This is a genomic window from Streptomyces sp. SP18CS02, from assembly GCF_036322365.1.
Taxonomy (GTDB): domain Bacteria; phylum Actinomycetota; class Actinomycetes; order Streptomycetales; family Streptomycetaceae; genus Streptomyces.
In genome coordinates this window covers 26,456-44,264 of record NZ_JAQYXC010000306.1, presented here as the reverse complement: position 1 = coordinate 44,264, position 17,809 = coordinate 26,456, and the positions used below count along the sequence as shown (strand labels likewise).

General features: G+C 72.8%; 12 protein-coding genes. 5 read left to right on the top strand and 7 right to left on the bottom strand.

Going from position 1 to position 17,809, the window contains the following annotated elements:
- Positions 1 to 64 precede the first annotated feature (64 nt).
- Complete coding sequence (locus PUR26_RS33905; protein WP_329878664.1) at positions 65 to 1,093, bottom strand: YihY/virulence factor BrkB family protein; 1,029 nt, start codon at positions 1,091 to 1,093, stop codon at positions 65 to 67.
- A gap of 108 nt (positions 1,094 to 1,201) precedes the next feature.
- Here PUR26_RS33905 and PUR26_RS33900 point away from each other — a divergent pair, with 108 nt between their 5' ends.
- Positions 1,202 to 2,596 (top strand): NADP-dependent succinic semialdehyde dehydrogenase, encoded by a 1,395-nt coding sequence (locus PUR26_RS33900; RefSeq protein WP_329878663.1) that lies wholly within the window; start codon positions 1,202 to 1,204, stop codon positions 2,594 to 2,596.
- A 152-nt stretch (positions 2,597 to 2,748) separates the two neighbouring features.
- Here the strand turns inward: PUR26_RS33900 and PUR26_RS33895 are convergent, their stop codons facing one another.
- Both PUR26_RS33895 and PUR26_RS33890 read right to left on the bottom strand, forming a co-directional pair.
- Positions 2,749 to 3,810: a PhlD gene (locus PUR26_RS33895; protein ID WP_329878662.1), complete on the bottom strand. Its 1,062-nt coding sequence runs from the start codon at positions 3,808 to 3,810 to the stop codon at positions 2,749 to 2,751.
- 46 nt (positions 3,811 to 3,856) lie between these two features.
- Positions 3,857 to 4,687, bottom strand: a complete 831-nt coding sequence (locus tag PUR26_RS33890; protein ID WP_329878661.1) for an MmyB family transcriptional regulator — start codon at positions 4,685 to 4,687, stop codon at positions 3,857 to 3,859.
- 321 nt (positions 4,688 to 5,008) lie between these two features.
- On the opposite strand from PUR26_RS33890, the gene PUR26_RS33885 reads away from it, so the two are divergent.
- Both PUR26_RS33885 and PUR26_RS33880 read left to right on the top strand, forming a co-directional pair.
- Positions 5,009 to 6,022, top strand: a complete 1,014-nt coding sequence (locus PUR26_RS33885) for a TrmB family transcriptional regulator sugar-binding domain-containing protein (RefSeq protein ID WP_329878660.1) — start codon at positions 5,009 to 5,011, stop codon at positions 6,020 to 6,022.
- Positions 6,023 to 6,493: 471 nt separating this feature from the next.
- Positions 6,494 to 7,126, top strand: coding sequence for an LAETG motif-containing sortase-dependent surface protein (locus tag PUR26_RS33880; protein WP_329878659.1), 633 nt, complete (start codon positions 6,494 to 6,496; stop codon positions 7,124 to 7,126).
- A gap of 118 nt (positions 7,127 to 7,244) precedes the next feature.
- Here the strand turns inward: PUR26_RS33880 and PUR26_RS33875 are convergent, their stop codons facing one another.
- Entirely contained in the window at positions 7,245 to 8,273 is a 1,029-nt protein-coding gene (locus PUR26_RS33875; protein ID WP_329878658.1) for a PHP domain-containing protein, read from the bottom strand.
- A gap of 22 nt (positions 8,274 to 8,295) precedes the next feature.
- The gene (locus PUR26_RS33870) at positions 8,296 to 10,359 is read right to left on the bottom strand and encodes a SpoIIE family protein phosphatase (protein WP_329878656.1); all 2,064 of its coding nucleotides are present in this window, start codon (positions 10,357 to 10,359) and stop codon (positions 8,296 to 8,298) included.
- 461 nt (positions 10,360 to 10,820) lie between these two features.
- On the opposite strand from PUR26_RS33870, the gene PUR26_RS33865 reads away from it, so the two are divergent.
- Together PUR26_RS33865 and PUR26_RS33860 are read left to right on the top strand one after the other, a co-directional pair.
- A complete protein-coding gene (locus tag PUR26_RS33865) occupies positions 10,821 to 13,367 on the top strand; it encodes an alpha-L-arabinofuranosidase C-terminal domain-containing protein (protein ID WP_443077257.1) in 2,547 nt (848 codons plus the stop codon).
- Positions 13,368 to 13,633: 266 nt separating this feature from the next.
- Entirely contained in the window at positions 13,634 to 14,662 is a 1,029-nt protein-coding gene (locus PUR26_RS33860; protein WP_329878654.1) for a LacI family DNA-binding transcriptional regulator, read from the top strand.
- Positions 14,663 to 14,683: 21 nt separating this feature from the next.
- Here PUR26_RS33860 and PUR26_RS33855 read toward each other — a convergent pair whose 3' ends face one another.
- Entirely contained in the window at positions 14,684 to 15,415 is a 732-nt protein-coding gene (locus PUR26_RS33855; RefSeq protein ID WP_329878652.1) for a glycoside hydrolase family 12 protein, read from the bottom strand.
- A gap of 130 nt (positions 15,416 to 15,545) precedes the next feature.
- Positions 15,546 to 17,735, bottom strand: coding sequence for a glycosyl hydrolase family 95 catalytic domain-containing protein (locus PUR26_RS33850; RefSeq protein WP_329878847.1), 2,190 nt, complete (start codon positions 17,733 to 17,735; stop codon positions 15,546 to 15,548).
- Positions 17,736 to 17,809: the final 74 nt, after the last annotated feature.

Sequence of the window (17,809 nt, the reverse complement as noted above, 5' to 3'; positions counted from 1 at the left end):
ACGGCCGGCCCGGGGCGGCGGGACACTTCCGCCCGCCGCCCCGGGCCGCCCCGGGCCGGCCCGTTCAGTCCCGGTTCCCGGAGCGGTCGTCGTCCCGCTTCTCCCGGGCGGCCTCGGCCCGCATCCGGCGCGGCCACTTGCGGGTGTCCCGCGGTTCGACGTAGGGCTCCTGCGACTCCGGCAGACCACCGCTGATAGCCCGCTGGCGGGCGAGTTCCGCGTCGAACTCCAGGCCCAGCAGGATGGCAAGGTTCGACAGCCAGAGCCAGATCAGGAAGGTGATGACGCCCGCCAGCGTGCCGTAGGTCTTGTTGTACGAGCTGAAGTTCGCGACGTACAGAGCGAAAGCACCGGACGCCACCAGCCACAGCAGCACGGCGAGCAGGCTGCCCGGGCTCAGCCAGCGGAATCCCGGCCCCCGCACGTTGGGGGCCCGCCAGAACAGCAGCGCGATCATCAGTACCACCAGCACCAGCAGTACCGGCCACTTCGCGATGTTCCACACGGTGACCGCCGCCTCGCCGACACCGATCGCCTGCCCGGCGCGCTCGGCGAGCGGACCGGTGAAGACCACGATGACCGCGCTCACCGCCAGCAGCACCATCAGCACCAGCGTGAGGGCGATCCGCAGTGGTGTCACCTTCCACACCGGACGGCCCTCGGGCAGGTCGTAGACGGCGTTCGCGGTGCGGATGAACGCCCCCACGTACCCGGAGGCGGACCAGACGGCCGCCACCAGGCTCACGATCGCCACCACCCCGCTCGCGCCCCCGCTGTCCTGCAACTGCACGACGGCGTCCCCGAGGATGTCCCGCGCGGGGCCGGGCGTCAGCTGCTGGAGGTTGTCCAGCACCGCGCGCGTCGCCGACCGGCCGACCACGCCCAGCATCGAGACCAGCACCAGCAGGGCCGGGAAGATCGACAGGACGCTGTAATACGTGAGGCCCGCCGCACGGTCGGGCAGCTCGTCCTCCATGAATTCCTTGCCGGTACGCCGCAGCGCCGACCGCCACGACCGCGCGGGCATATCGGTCGGCTCGTCCGGCACGGTGGCGCCGCCACCCGTACCGCTGTCCTTGTCGAGGTTTGCCATACGCGCACGGGTTACCCGACACACCGGCCTCAACCCGCCGCCACTCGCGTTGCGGGGCCGCCCACGGAGCGGCAGGGTCGAGAAGCGACAGCGAGGAGGAAGACCACCATGCCCATCGCGACGGTGAACCCCGCCAACGGCGAGACGCTCAAGACGTTCGACCCGTTGACGCCCGACGGGATCGAACAGCGCCTGGCCACCGCGGCCGCGGCCTTCCGGACCCACCGCACCACGGAGTTCGCCGAACGGGCCCGCCTGCTGCGCCGCGCCGCGGACCTGCTCGAACAGGACGAGCAGGACATCGCCCGCACCATGACCACCGAGATGGGCAAGCCCCTCGCGGCCGCCCGCGCCGAGGCGGCCAAGTGCGTCAAGGCGATGCGCTGGTACGCGGACAACGCCGAGCGCCTGCTCGCGGACGAGCACCCCGCCGACACCGACGTGAAGGACTCCGGGGCGGACCGGGCCCTCGTGCGCTACCGACCCCTCGGCCCGATCCTCGCCGTCATGCCCTGGAACTTCCCCCTCTGGCAGGTGGTGCGGTTCGCCGCGCCCGCCCTGATGGCGGGCAACGTCGGTCTGCTCAAGCACGCGTCGAACGTGCCGCAGACCGCGCTCTACCTGGAGGATCTCTTCCGCCGGGCCGGCTACCCCGAGGGCTGCTTCCAGACCCTGCTCGTCGGCTCCGACGCCATCGAGGGCATCCTGCGCGACCCCCGCGTGGCCGCCGCCACGCTCACGGGCAGTGAGCCGGCCGGACGCTCGGTCGCCGCCATCGCGGGCGACGAGGTGAAGAAGACCGTCCTGGAACTGGGAGGCAGCGACCCGTTCGTGGTGATGCCGTCGGCCGACGTGGAACGGGCGGCCGCCACCGCCGTCACCGCCCGGACCCAGAACAACGGCCAGTCCTGCATCGCGGCCAAACGGTTCATCGTCCACACCGACGTGTACGAGGAGTTCGCCGAGCGCTTCGTCGCCGCCATGGCGGCGCTGACCGTCGGCGACCCGATGGACGAGGGCACCGACGTCGGTCCGCTCGCCAGCGAGCGGGGCCGCGCCGACCTGGAGGAACTGGTGGACGACGCGGTGGGCGCCGGAGCCACCGCGCGCTGCGGCGGCGGCCGCCCCGAGGGCCTGGACCGCGGCTGGTACTACCTGCCGACCGTGCTGTCCGGGATCACCCCCGACATGCGGATCCACCGCGAGGAGGCGTTCGGACCGGTCGCCACGCTCTACCGCGTCGAGAGCCTGCAGGAGGCGGTGGACCTCGCCAACGACTCGCCCTTCGGGCTGAGCTCCAACGTCTGGACGCGCGACGAGGAGGACGTGGCGGGCTTCGTGAGGGACCTGGAGGCGGGCGGCGTCTTCGTCAACGGCATGACCGCCTCGCACCCGGCCCTGCCCTTCGGGGGTGTGAAGCGGTCAGGCTACGGGCGCGAGCTGTCCGGCCACGGCATCAAGGAGTTCTGCAACGCCACCACGGTCTGGCGTACGGGCATCTGACCCCTGCGCACGGACGCACGCCCCCCCCGGACCGCCCAGCGGCCCACCGGTCGCACGGACGCACGCCCCCCGGGCCCGCCCGGGTGGCCCGGCGGGGCACCGCACCGCCCCCCGGGCACGCCCCGGGGGGCGGTAGCCGTACGGCGCCGGCCTCAGGACTCCTGCCACTCGCAGCGCAGGGCCGCCGCGGCGAAGCCGGGCCCGTAGGCCACGACCACCCCGTGCGATCCGTCGGGTGGAGGAGCGGCGTGCGTACGCTCCAGGACCCGCAGTACGCTCACCCCGCCCAGATTGCCTTCGTCGGCCAGGGTGTCGGTGGAGTGCCGCGCGTCGTGGGCGCCCAGACCGAGCGCGGTCGCGGTGTCGGCGATGACGCGGGGGCTGCCCGGGTGGATGACGCCGAAGTCCGCGCGGTGGGGGCCGAGCCACTCCAGCAGGGCGGGCAGGACGTCGTCGGCCGCGGTGAGGGCCGCCTTCGTCGACTCGAAGTGGAAGCCGTCCGTCCCGATCCGTCCGGCGTAGCGGTCCATGCTGTCCGGCAGTACGTACTCGAAGCTGTCGCGCACGACGAGCCCCGGCCCGCGGGGAGCGGAGGTGACGACGGCCGCGCCCGCGGAATCGCCGAACAGCGCCTTGTAGATCATCGCCTCCAGGCCGGTGTCCGCGTGGTTGTAGACGCTGGAGATCACCTCGGCGGCGACCACCAGCACCTTGCTGCCGGGACGGGCCGTGACCAGGTCCGCGGCGCGGATCAGCGCCTGGGCCCCGCCGGCGCAGGCCAACGTGGTCAGGGCGATGCGGCGGACCGTGGGCCGCAGCCGCAGCCGGCCGATCAGCGCCACGTCCAGGTTCGGCACCGCCCACCCCGTGGAGTGGGTGGTGACGATGGCGTCGATGTCCGCGTACCCGCCCGGTCCGCCGGCGGCCAGCCCCGTGTCGGCCAGTGCGCGCGCGGCCGCGCCGGCCGCCATCTCCAGCGCGTCCCCGAACGCCGTCTCGGCCCGTTCCCGGACGGTGGCGTCACCGGAGACGGTGGGCGCGCCGAGCGGGCGGGTGAAGTAGCGGGTGTTCACCCCGCAGTTGCGGACCACCCGCCGGATCGCCCCGAGCCGGGGATGGCACGGGTGATGGACGCCGATGTCGTCGACGATGTCCTCGGTCGTGACCTTGTGGTCCGGCAGGACGATCCGGGGCCTGGAAATGTGGACGGGCAAGACAACCTCCGGCAGGCGCGGCATGACGCGCCCGCATGCCGCGCGCCTACGGAGCGACGCGGGCGCGGAGGGCCGGGACACGGGCGTGGCAACGATAGCGCCCGGGGTGGAAGACGAGAATGATCATGCGCGCCCCGGGCGCCGCCAGTGGTTGCGCGGCGCACATCGTCACCCAGCCCTCGCCCAGTTCGGCGTGGTGCAGCGGGCGTTCGTCGCCGTCGGGGTGGATGTAGGCGCTCGACGCGTCGTACAGGCGCGCGGCCACCGGGTCGGCCAGCACCTCCTTCTCGATCTGGGCCAGCGTCTGATCGGCCGGGTCCGCGGCCAGCGCGGCGCGCAGCTGTGGCAGGACCAGAGGAGCCCACGCCGTCTCCCAGTCCGACAGGGTGCCGCGCGCCTGGGGATCGACCGTCATCCAGCGCATGGTGTTGGCCGGGACCTGCCGGCCCGGGAAGAGCGTCGCGAACGCCTCGTTGTGGGCGAGCAGGTTCCAGGAGCGGTCGTTGACGTACGCCATGTGGGAGATGCCGTCCAGCGCCTCCTGCCACACGCCCGGGATCTCCTCGCCGGAACGGGAGTTGAGCGGGTGCGGCGGGTCCTGGCCCAGCGCGTACCGCCACAGGGCGATCCACTCCTGCTCGTTCATGCCGAGCAGCCGTGCCACGTCCTGGAGCAGATCGGCCGGTGGGTTCGGGTAACGCCCGGACTCCAGACGGCCGTAGGTGTCCGGAGCGCGGTGCAGGATCTGGTCCATCTGCGCCTGGGACAGGCCAGGAGCACGCCTGCCCTGACGGGTGGGGCGGCTCAGCCCGTGGCTCTCCGGTGTGATCAGTGCCCGGCGTTCCCGCAGCAGCGAACGCAGTGCGACCTTGTCCATCGCGGTTTCTTCCCGAGGGGGCGGACGCCGGGGTCGCCGACAGCCGCCGTGGTGAGCTGTGAACGGTTCCTGATCAGCCCTGCGCGGAGCCGTCGGCCGTGCGCGCCGCCGGTCCGGTCGGGTTACGGCGTGCGGGGTCGGGCATGGACGGCGTCCTTTCCTGGGCACACGGACATGGTGGACCTCCCGCACCGTGCGCCAGGAGCAGGAACCGACAGAGGCCGCACGAGTACGCTGGCCCGTCGGACAGGCAGCGATCAAGCGCCTGCGTGGTGCGTACATGCGCACGGCGCACACACGCAGTCGCGAACGGGGGCAAGGATGACGGAAAAGGACGATCCCGCATGCCGGAAGAGGGAGCTGTCGGCCGACGCGACAGCGCTGTACGCCCGCGTCACCCGGGGCGAACGCGTCGGCCCCGAGGACGGCCCCGCGCTGCGGGAACTGCTGGCGTGGCGCCTCGTCACCGTCGACCCGGACCTGCCCGACCTGCCGATCGCCCTCGACCCGCAGGAGGCGGGGCGCCGCAGGCTCGACGACGAGCTGCGGGAAATGGCAGCCAGGGCCGCCCGGATGGCCGCGATACCCGACGTGACGGACGAGCTCAGCCTCCACTTCGAGCGCGCCAAGTGGCGCTCCGGCTCCGGCAGCGAGTTCCTCGCCGAGCCCGAACAGGTCAACGCCCGCGTCGGTGAGGCGATCAGCCAGGCCGAGACCGAACTGCTCACCGCCCAGCCCTGCGGCCCCCGCACCCGTGAACACCTCGACGCCGCCGTGGGCCGCGACGCCCGGGCGCTGGCCCGCGGAGCGAGTCTGCGCACCCTGTACCGCGACGGCGCCCGGGACGATCCGTCGACCCGTGAGTGGGCGACCGTCATGACCGCGCGGGGAGCCCAGTTCCGTACCCTGGCCGCGCCCTTCCAGCGGTGTGTCGTCGTCGACCGACGGCAGGCGTTCATCTCCGACCACGTCGTCGAGGGCAGTCCCAAGCACGCCGCGTGGCACGTCATGGACCGGGCGCTGGTGGCCTTCATCGCGGAGAGCTTCGAGGACGCCTGGCGTCGCGCGGACATCTGGCACGGGGACCCCCGCCGTGCCGTCCCCGCCGAGGGTGCCGGGCTCACCCGCCGCCAGCGCGAGATCCTGATCGACACGGCGGCCGGGATCGACCAGCGCATCACCGCCCGGCGCCTGAGCATCGGTCTGCGCACCCTCACCAAGGAGCTCGGTGTGCTGCGCGCCCGGTGGGGCGTCTCCACCCTGGCCGCGCTCTCCTACCAGTGGGCGCTCTCCGCCGAGCGGCTGACCGACGGGACGGACCGCCCGGAGGAGTGAGCCGGCCCCGGCGGACACCAGTAGACCGACGCTTTTTCCGCCGAAAAAGCATCAGAGGAAATAACCGCGGGCCTGCTGCATGCTGGACGAGGCCGATCGCCACGCCCCTTGGGGGCGCTGACGATCCGCGAAGCCGCTATTACGGGGGACGTTATCCGTGCCTCATGCCAGAACCGGGCGCATCGCAGGACACGGGCAGCGTGTCCTGCCGGGCATCGCGCGGATACCGCAAGGTCATTGCCAGGGCCTTCCGGAACGCAAAACCGACCCCATCGGTACGCCCCCCGTGATAGGGCCCCAATCGGACACGACCGGCCGGTACCGGTCAAGTCGCCCATGCCGCGGCGGAGTTGTCGCCGGGCGTGGGGTGGGGTGAGTGCGAAGACCACCGTCGGGAGCAGTACTGTGCGCTGGCACGCGCCGCAGTGGTGACGTGCGACACGTACACGTAGCCGTACGGAGGAACCCCCCATGTCCCTGTCCACCAGATCGAGGCGAGGCGTCGTCGCGCTCGCGACGGCCGCGCTCCTCGGCACGACCGGTGCCATGCTGCTGGCCGCCCCGGCCGGGGCCCACACCCCCGCCTGGTCGGTGACCTGCTCCCAGGTGCAGGTCGACCTGACGAACTACAACGCGAGTGTCACCAACGAGGTGACCGTCACCGTCGACGGCAAGGATCTGCTGCCGGCCGAGAAGTTCGGTGGCGAGTTCCACAAGAAGCTCGAACTTCCGTCGCACGACAAGGACCTGACGGTCCGGCTGGTCGTCAAGGCCGGCGAGGGCGGCGCGTTCTCGCGCGACGAGACGAAGACGGCGCCGGTGTGCGAGGGGTCGAAGCCGACCCCGCCGGCCACACCGTCCACGCCCGGCACCGCCACGCCGACGCCGCCGCCGGCGAAGCCGGCCCCGACGCCGAGCGAGACCTCGTCCGAGCCGGCCGCCCCGGCCCGGCCGTCGGCCTCCCCGAGCCCCGCGGGCCCCGACCTCGCCGAGACCGGCTCGTCCAGCTCGACGCCGCTCATCGGCGGCGCGGCCGCGGCCGTGCTGGTCGCCGGCGGCGGCATCCTGTGGGCCGTCCGCAAGCGGCGCGCGGTCCAGAACTGACGCGCGCGGTCCCGGGCGGTGCGCGCCACCGGCGCACACCGCCCGGGACCGGTGGCCGCCGGTGCGTCACGCGGCCCGTGCCCGCGACGCCCCGGCGGTCGGTGACCGGTACCGGTGCTCATGTGCCCTCCGGCGCCTCGCGCGTGCGGGTCCAGCGCAGCAACTGATCGGCCCCCCAGGTGTTGATCACCCGGTCGGCCGGTACGCCGCACTCCTCCGCCCGCGCGCAGCCCAGGATCTGCCAGTCCAGCTGGCCCGGCGCGTGCGCGTCGGTGTCGACGGCGAAGAACACGCCGGCCTCCACCGCCCGCCGCAGCAACCGCCGGGGCGGATCCAGCCGCTCCGGACGGCTGTTGATCTCCACCGCCGTACCGGTCTCGGCGCAGGCCTCGAAGACCCGTTCCGCGTCGAACTCCGACTCCGGCCGGCCCCGGCCCGTGACCAGCCGCCCGGTGCAGTGACCCAGCACGTCCATCAACGGGTTGCGGACGGCCTTCAGCATGCGCCGCGTCATGGCCGGCGCGTCCATCCGCAGCTTGGAGTGGACCGAGCCGACCACCAGGTCGAGGCGGTCCAGCAGCTCCGGCTCCTGGTCCAGCGAGCCGTCCAGCAGGATGTCGCACTCGATGCCCGTCAGCATCCGGAACGGCGCCCACGAGGCGTTCAGCTCCGCCACCACGTCGAGCTGCTCCCGCAACCGTTCGGGCGACAGCCCGCGGGCCACCGTCAGCCGGGGCGAATGGTCGGCCAGGGCCACCCACTCATGGCCCAGCGCCACCGCGGTCCGCCCCATGACGTCGATCGGGCTGCCGCCGTCCGACCAGTCGGAGTGCAGATGGCAGTCCCCGCGCAGCGCCGTCCTCAGCCCGGCGCCGGCCCCCGAGGGCGGTGCGTCGGCCTCGCTCTCCAGCCGTTCCAGATAGCCGGGCACCTCGCCGGCGAGCGCTTCCCGTACGACCTGCGCGGTCTTCGGCCCGACGCCCTTGAGCGCCTCCAGGGTGCCCGCGGAGGCCCGGCCGGCGATCTCCTCGCCGCTCATCCCCGCGAGCGCCGCCGCCGCCGTACGGAACGCCTTCACCCGGTAGGTGGGCGCCATCGACCGTTCCAGCAGGAACGCGATCCGGTCCAGTGCCTCGACGGGGTCCATCACGGTCTCCTGTTCCTCTCGCTCAGCCCCCCTGCCTCACCGGCGGGCCGATCTCGCACCACACAGCCTTGCCCTCACCGCGCGGCTCCACCCCCCAGCGCAGCGCCAGCGCGTCCATGAGCAGCAGCCCGCGGCCGGAGGTCGCCGCCTCTCCGGGAGTACGCCGCCGGGGCCACGCGCTGGACCGGTCCTGCACCGAGAGCCGCACCCGGCGCACCGGCTCCGGCAGCACCTCCAGCGTCAGCACCGCACCGCCCTCGGTGTGCAGCAGCACATTGCCCAGCATCTCCCCGGTGATCAGCTCCGCGTCGTCCGCGTACTCGCGCATGCCCCAGTCGCGCAGCGCCCGCCGCACCACCGCCCTCGCCTCGGAGAGCCCCTGCGGGTCCGCCTGGTGGATGTACTGGTGGATGCGCGGCGCGCGCGGGGTGCCGGGGTCGGGGCTGCGGCGCAGCACCAGCAGCGCCACGTCGTCGCCCGCACCCCACCGCTCCCAGAACCGCTCCGAGAGGTGGTCGGCCAGCGCCTCGGCGCCCGGCGGCCCGCTGCTCACCGCATCCGCCAGCGCGGCGATGCCGATCTCGATGTCCGCACCGGGCTCCTCCACGAGCCCGTCCGTGCACATCACCAGCGTCTCGCCGGGCACCAGGTCGAGCCGCGTCTCCGGGAACTCCTCGTCCTCGAAGACCGACGCCACGCCCAGTGGCAGGCCACCGCGCAGCTTCGGCCGCCCGACCCGCCCGTCCGTGTGCCGGATGAGGGGTCCGAGATGCCCGGCGCGCACCGCCCGTACGGTGCCGGTGCCCAGGTCGACCTGGGCGTAGGTGCAGGTCGCGAAGCGTTCGGTGTCCAGTTCGGCGAGGAACCGGGACGCCCGGGCCAGCACCGTGGAAGGGGCGTGCCCCTCTCCGGCGTACGCGCGCAGGGCGATCCGCAGCTGTCCCATGATCGCGGCCGCGTGGGTGTCGTGGCCCTGTACGTCCCCCACCACGACGCCGACCCTTCCCTTGGGCAGCGGGATCGCGTCGTACCAGTCGCCGCCGACCTGGCGGCCGCTCCACGCCGAGTGGTAGCGCACGGCGATCTCTCCGCCCTGGATGACCGGGATGCGGCGCGGCAGCATCGTGGCCTGGAGACCGGTGGCGAGCTCGCGCTCCTCGTCGAAGAGGGCCGCCCGCTGGAGCGACTGCGCCACGATGGCGGCCAGCCCCAGCGAGAGGTTCCGTTCGTCCGCGGTGAAGTCGGTGGGGCTCCGGTAGAAGAGGGCCATGCCGCCCAGCGTCCGGGCCTGGGCGACCAGTGGGAGGTAGGCGGCGGACCGGAACGTCAGCTGCCCGGCGTACGGGGCGAGCTCCGGATACTCCGCGACCAGTGACGGGAACTCGCTGCTGAACAGCGGTCTGCCGCTGAGCACGGTGTCCGCCATCGGCATTCCGCGCTCCAGCCGGCGGACCCGCAGGTCGTCGAGGACCTCGAGCGAGTCGCCGCTGAGCGCGATGATGTTCAGCGAGCCGTTCTCCACCAGGCCGAGCGCCAGCCCGTCGGCGCCGAGCCTGGCCAGGCCGCCGGGCCCGGTGAGCGCCGCCGTCACGTCGTCCACCGTCACGGCCCGGGACAGTGCCTGCGTGGTGCGCTCGACCATGTCGGTCTGGCGCTGCCGGCGCTTCTCCAGCTCCATGACGAACTCCGAGTGGGTCACCTCGGAGGTGGCGTCCCGGACGATCCCGACGATCCGGTGGGCCCGGCCGTCCCCGTCCCGCAGGATCCGGGCCTGGACGTGCGTCCACTGCGCCGAGCCGTCCTCCAGCGACATGTGGAAGTGCGCCGCGTACGAGGAGCGGCCGCTGATGAGCGCGTTCCTGATCACGGTTTCCAGCCGGGTGCGCTCCTCGGCGTCCAGCCGGTGCAGGAGGGAGGCGGGCCGGGAGTCGAACGTGTCGGGCGCCAGGCCGAACACGAGCAGCCCCGCCTCGTCGACGTCGATGGCACCGGCGTCGAGATCCCAGTCGAAGCTGCCCGTCCTGTTCATGGCGAGCCGCTCCTCCGGCCCGATCTCGCCGCCGCTGTGTGCCCGGTTGTCCGTCATCCCCCTCATTGTCGAGCCGCTCGTGGACGAACGCCAAGGTCTCGGCGGGTCCCGGTGCGCCGGTCGTGGCCCATCCCGCCTCGCCGACCTCCCTCGCCCGCCGTGTCGCCCCCGCCCCGCCGGTGCCTCCGCCCCCGCCGGTGCCCGGCCCTCGCGCCCGCCCGTTCTCGCCGGGCCCCCGGGGCCCCCGGGCCGGGCGGGTGCGAGCCGGGGCGCCCGGTGGGCGGGAGCCCGGGGCCGGGTGGCCGGGTTCCCGCCGGGGTCGGGGCCGCGCCGCGGCCCGCGGGCTCCCCTCCGGCCGACCCCTGCCGCCCCCCTGGCGAAAACCGGTCACGTCGTGAGACGGACGAGGAAATGCGTACCGATGCGTTGACGCGTCAACTGCCCCTGCCTATCTTCCTGTTCGAAGTCCTGGTCAACGTCCGACATTTCGAACAATCGAAGAATCCAGGAGCACACACATGGCACCCATACGGCCGAGGCTCGTCCTCGTGCTGGCGGCCGCGCTGCTGGGCACGGTGATGACCGCGCCCACGCGAGCCGAGGAACCCCGGGCCGTCGAGCCGGCCGACTACACGCTCTCCGTCCTCCCGGGGAGCACCGGCCCGGCGATCGACCCGACCATGTACGGCGTCTTCTACGAGGACATCAACAACGCCGCCGACGGCGGGCTCTACGCCGAGCTCGTGCAGAATCGATCCTTCGAGTACGCCCCCGTCGACAACCCGGCCTACACCCCGCTCACCGCCTGGCGTACCACCGCGACGGGCGGCGCCACCGGCACCGCGCGTGTGAGGAACGACGACGCGCGGCTGAACGAGCGCAACCGCGGACATCTGCGCCTGGACCTCGCGGGGACCGGCGGCTCCGGCGCGCGCTTCGGCGTCGTCAACGGCGGCTACGGCGCGGGAATGGCGTTCGGCGCGGGGGGTCGCTACGACTTCTCCCTCTGGGCGCGTACCGACCGGGGTTCCGGGACCCGCCTCACCGTCGAGCTCCAGGACGCCGGGGGCGCCGCCCTCTCCGAGCCGCTGCGTGTCACGGTGCGCGGCGACCGCTGGACCAAGTACGCCGGGACGCTCACCGCCACCGCCGCCTCGACCGCGGGCCGGCTCGCCGTCACCGCCGAGGGCGGCGGCACCGTCCGGCTGGACATGGTCTCGCTGTTCCCCCGCGACACCTACAAGGGCCGGGCCAACGGACTGCGCAAGGACCTCGCCGAGAAGATCGCCGCCCTGAGGCCCGGCTTCCTGAGGTTCCCCGGCGGTTGCCTGGTCAACACGGGAAGCCACCAGGCGTACGAGGCCCCGGACTGGGAGCGCGAGCGCTCCTACCAGTGGAAGGACACCGTCGGCCCGGTCGAGCAGCGGGCCGTAAACGCGAACTTCTGGGGCTACCACCAGAGCTACGGGCTGGGCTACTACGAGTACTTCCAGTTCGCCGAGGACATCGGCGCGATGGCGTTGCCCGTCGTCCCGGCCCTGGTCACCGGCTGTGGCCAGAACAAGGCCACCGACGACCCGGCGCTGCTGAAGCGGCACATCCAGGACACCCTGGACCTGATCGAGTTCGCCAACGGTCCGGTCGGTTCCCCGTGGGGCCGCAAGCGGGCCGAGATGGGCCACCCCAAGCCCTTCGGCCTCACCCATCTGGAGGTCGGCAACGAGGAGAACCTGCCCGACGAGTTCCTCGCCCGCTTCACCGAGTTCCGCGCGGCCATCCAGGCCCGTCACCCCGCCATCACCGTCATCAGCAACTCCGGCCCCGACGACAGCGGAGCCACGTTCGACCGCGCCTGGCAGCTGAACCGCGACGCCGGTGTCGCCATGGTCGACGAGCACTACTACAACAGCCCGCAGTGGTTCCTGGAGAACAACGACCGCTACGACTCCTACGACCGCCAGGGTCCCAAGGTGTTCCTCGGCGAGTACGCCTCGCTCGACAACCGCTTCTCCAACGCGCTCGCCGAGGCCGCCTACATGACCGGCCTCGAACGCAACGCGGACGTCGTCAAGCTCGCCTCCTACGCCCCGCTGCTCGCCGACGCGGGCGACAGCCAATGGCGCCCCGACATGATCTGGTTCGACAACGCCCGTTCGTGGGGTTCGACCAGCTACGAGGTGCAGAAGCTCTTCATGAACAACACGGGCGACCGCGTCGTCCCCAGCCGGGCCTCCGCCACGCCCGCCCTCTCCGCGCCGATCACCGGCGCGGTCGGCCTGTCGACCTGGGCGACCGCCGCCGCGTACGACGACGTGGAGGTCACCGCCGAGGACGGGAGGACGCTCCTCGCGGACGACTTCTCCGCCGGGGACTCCCGCTGGACCCGGACCGCCGGGCGGGGGAGCTGGGCCGTCGAGGACGGTGCCCTGGTGCAGTCCGACGTGGCCGCCGAGAACACCCTGGTCACCGCCGGTGACGCCGGCTGGCACGACTACGACCTGCGGCTGAAGGCCACCAAGAAGTCCGGCAGGGAAGGCTTCCTGGTCGCTTTCGGCGTCAAGGACACCGGCAACCACTACTGGTGGAACCTCGGCGGCTGGGGCAACACCCGCTCTGCCGTGGAGAAGGCCGTGGACGGGGGCAAGCAGACGCTGACCGAGAGCCCCATGACGATCGAGACCGGCCGCGCCTATGACATCCACGTCCAGGTGCGTGGCCGGCAGGTCACGCTGTACCTCGACGGCCGGCAGGTGGCGAGCTTCACGGACGACAAGGCCGCCGAGCCCTTCCGGCAGGTCGTGACCCGTGAACGGGCGACCGGCGACCTGATCGTCAAGGTCGTCAACGCCCAGGCCGCTCCGGCCAGGACCCGGGTCGACCTCGGGACCCCGCGGGTGGCCACGACGGCGCGGCTCACCACGCTCCAGGGCGCCCCGGAGGCCGTCAACACGGCCGAAGCGCGCCCGATCCGGCCGCAGCGGTCGACACTGACCGGGGTGACCCGGGAGTTCACGTACACCTTCCCCGCGCATTCCGTGACCTTCCTGCGGGTCAAGGCCGGATAGCCGGCCGCCGCCGGGCACGGCATGGCGCCGGGTTCACTACGCTGGGGCCGGGGAGGGCCGTCCTCCCCGGCCCTTCCGTCCGGCCCTTCCGTCCGACCCCTCATGACGCGACGGCGGTGCGACCCGACAGCTGTGACAGTTGCGGCGCGTTCGTCGAAGCGCTTCGATTGTGTCTCTGGACAGTGACCGGTGGCCCATCTAGGGTCGGAGGGAAAACTATCGAAGCGCTTCGAAACGCTTCATCGGGTCTTGTCTTGGAGAGCTGAATGGTCACCCTTGCCGATGTCGCTCAGCATGCCGGAGTCTCCGCCAGCACGGTGAGCTACGTCCTGAGCGGCAAGCGGTCCATCTCGGCCTCCACGCGGGAGCGTGTCGAGCGCAGTATCGAGCACCTCGGCTACCACCCCAACGCGGGCGCCCGCGCCCTCGCCAGCAGCCGGTCCAACATCATCGCGCTGATGATCCCGCTGCGCACCGACATGTACGTGCCGGTGATGATGGAGATCGCCATCGCGGTCGCCACCACCGCCCGGGCGCACGGCTACGACGTCCTGCTGCTGACCGGCGAGGAGGGGCCGGCCGCCGTCCGCCGCATCGAGGGCAGCGCCCTCGCCGACGCGATGATCCTGATGGACGTGGAACTGCACGACGACCGCCTGCCGCTGCTGCGCGAGGCGATGAGGCCCGGCGTCCTCATCGGGCTCCCCGCCGACGCCGGCGGACTCAGTTGCGTCGACCTCGACTTCGAGGCCGCGGGCGCCCTCTGCGCCGGCCATCTCGCCGGACTCGGTCACCGCGAGATCGCCGTCATCGGCGAGGCCCCCGCGGTCTACGAACGGCACACCGGCTTCGCCGAGCGCACCCTGGCGGGCCTGCGCGGGCGCAGCGCCGAACTCGGCCTGCGGCTTCTGCACCGCCCCTGCGAGGGCAGCTACGCCGCCGTCTCCGCGACCCTCGCCCGGATCTACGACGAGCGCCCCGGCACGACCGCGTTCATCGTGCAGAACGAGGCCGCCACCGACCCGCTGCTCGCGCTGCTGCGCCAGCAGGGCCGCGCCGTCCCCGAGGACGTGTCCGTCGTGGCGATCTGCCCCGACCAGGTCGCCGCGCACGCCTCCGTACCCCTCACCTCGGTGGCCGTGCCCGCGCAGCGGATGGGGCAGTACGCCGTGCGGCAGGTCGTCGCCAAACTGGAGGGACGCGGTACGGACGAGGTCGTCCTGATCGCGCCCGAGCTGACCGTGCGCGAAAGCACGGGTCCCCGGGCGGCCGTGCCCGGGGACCCGCGTGACTGACGCCGAGGTGCCGGCTGTGCCTCAGCCGGAGGAGACGGTGAGGTTGTTGGTGGTGAAGTTCAGTCCGCCCGCCGACGAGGTCACCTCGTAGCCGAACTGGACGTCACCGATGGTCTCGTTGCCCCACCAGCCCTTGGTGTCCTTGATCCACTTGAGCACGGGAAGGATGTTCACCGTGCCGGAGGTGGAGTCCGACGTGCGCAGGAACGAGAACACGTCGTGGTACGAGCCGTCGGCGTTGACGACCCGGCCCTTGTGGACGTTCCAGCTGTGCCCCCCGAGCGTCACACTGCCCTGCGAGGTGCCGAGCGGGCCGACGGCACCGTTGTGGTTCATCCACAGCATGACTTCGAAGTCGTAGTCGCTGTCCCAGATGTCGTACGCGGTGTTGTACGCGCCGGACGAGGGCACGGTGACGTTGTAGCTGCTGGTGAGCGTGGTGAGGGAGGTGATCGACTTGTTGATCACCTTCTTGGAGTTGGGGTACGACTTGATGCCTCCCGTGTCGGGGTGATCGGCCCACACGCCCCACTGCGTGCCGGAGTTCGCCCAGGTGCACTGGGTGCCCGCGCCGGAGCCCCAGATGTTGTTGTAGAGGGTGTAGCCGTTCAGTGAGGTGTTGCCCCACTGGTCGCAGCTGTTCCAGACGGCGGCCTGTGCCGGAGCGGAGGCCGGCCCGATCGTGGCGCCGAGCGCCAGCGCGGGGGCGAGGAGCGCCGTCCGGAGCCTGCGGGCGGAACGTCGTCGTGTCATGGGGTGCCTTTCCATGGGGGGAGAACCCGGAACCGAGGCCGGGAGAACCGGGAGAACCGGGAGAACCGGGAGAACCGGGAGAACCGGGAGAACGGCGGAACGAGGGGGGACGGGGGCGGGGGAACGCGGGCTACCGAGGGCCCAGGGTGAGCACGCGGTCCTCACCGGCGACCAGTTCGAGGGGCCGGGAGCCGGCGGAGGTCCTCAGGTCGATCCGCACGGTGCGCGAGGGCCGCACCGTCGCGGTGCAGCCGTCCTCGTGCCACTCCAGGTCGACCTGTGCGCCGAACCGGGTCCGCACCCCGCGCACCGCCCCGCGTGGGAACCTCTTCGGGAGCGCGGGCAGCAGAACGAGACGGCCCGGTGTCGACTGGACGAGCATCTCGATGAGCAGGGCGGGCAGGGTGTGTGCCGCGTCGGCGTTGTAGACGTCGCGGCCGGGATAGTGCGAGCTCATCAACGACGCGTGGAAGAAGTCACCGCGCAGGACCCGGTCGAGGGCGCCCGCCGCCCGCTCGCCGTCGCGCAGCCGCGCCGCGATCAGCGCGTGGTGCAGATGGCCGTGGGCGGAGTCGTTCTCGGCCCCGCGCAGCTCCAGCGCACGGTGCGCCGCGCGGGCCAGGCCGGGCGTGTCGTAGGGATTGATCTCGCCGAGCGGCCACACCGGGTAGAGGTGGCTCAGATGGCGGTGGTCGTACGTCTCGGCCAGCCCCGGCCAGGCCCACTCCGCCAGGGCGCCGTCCTCGTTGACGCGGTAGTCGGGCAGGCGCTCGGCCAGGGCGGTGAGCCGGGCGGCCCGCTCCGGGTGGCACCGGGCCGCCGCGGTGAGCGCGTGGCGGGCGGCCGCGATGTCCATCGTCGCGTTCACCGTCCCCCAGCTCGCGTTGGAGGGACGGTTCTCGGGGGAGTACGAGGGGACGATCGCGATCCTGCCGTCGGGGCCGGTTCGGGTGAGGAAGTCCTCGTAGAACAGCGCCACCTCGCCGAGCGCGGCGGCCAGCCGGGCGTCGGTCGTGCCGGTGGTCTGCGCGTGTTCCACCAGCGGACGCAGCAGCCAGTCGGCCCCCGCCGTCCACAGATGCAGCGGGTACGGGCGCTGGAAGTGGTACGTGTGACCCGACGTGCCGTCCGAGTGGGAGGGGGCGACCACGCCCCGGGCCCCGAAGATCGCCCGGGCGTTGTCCCGCCAGTCCGCCAACTGGCCGTACACCAGAGCCGCGTGGGCCTCGGTGACCTCGGGAAGCGCCGCCGCGGCGGCGGACGCCGTCTGCAGGTTGAGGTTGGCGTTGGTCGTGAACGCCCCCGACCAGGCGGTGTTCCAGTCGGCGGTCCACAGACCCACCAGCCGTGGCGGCAGCATGCCGCTCGCGGAGAGCAGATGGTAGCGGCCGGCCGCGAAGAGCCGCTCGGCCAGAGCGGGGCTGTCCGGTCTGCGGAGCAGCTCGCTGCCGGGCAGCGCGCGGTCGGCGGGACTGCCGCCGAGGTCGAGGACGACCCGCTCGTACGCGCTCCGGTGCCGCTCCTCGTGGCGCGCCAGCAGCCGGGCGTACGCCTCGGCGGCCCCCGCGCCCTCCAGCAGGCCCCGCAACGACGCCGCCTCGGCGAGGATGTCCAGCTCCCCCGTGTGCCGGCGCACCCGTGTGAGCAGCAGCATCCCGGTGGCCCCCGCCACCCGGACGCCCTCCCGGGAGACCGAGGCGCAACCGTCCGCGACGACCAGGGTGACCCCCGTGAACGACAGCTCAGTGCCGGGATAGCGGGCGCGCAGGGTGAGCAGCGCGCCCTCCGGCGTGAGCACCGTGGCCCGCCCGACGGACAGGGCGCCCGGCGCACCCGGCAGCCGCTCGTCCAGCGCCGCCGTGGCGGTGACCGGAGCCCCCGCCACGTACTGGACGACCACGTCGTCCGCCCGGGAGACGAACACCCGTCCGGTGCGGCCCGTGCGGCCGGAGCTCACCACACCGGTGGAGAAGTCGACGGCGCGCCGGCAGCCCGTCACCCGCTCCTCGGCCTCCCGGCGCACCCGTACCTGGAACGCGGGGTGGAACGCGCCGACCCAGCGCAGCTCGCGGCCGTCCGTGAACCCCTCGGCCGCTGCCGTGTCACCGGCCAGCAACCGGTCCTGCACCCCGCTCAGCTCGGCGGCCAGCCGGGGCGGCGAGGAGCCGGCCCGGTCCACCGGCCGCACCAGCGCGTGATGGTTCACGACGACCCGCTCGTCGTCCGGATCGCCCCTCACCATCGCGCCGTGGCGGCCGTTGCCGGTGAGGTAGGCGTCCTCCCAGCGGCCGGCGGGCGCGTTCTCCCACGTGCCGTGCACCGGCGCGTCACGGCCGGGGGAGGGGGCCGGGGTGACGAGCGGGGACGGTCCTCCGGCCGGGGACGCCGGGACGC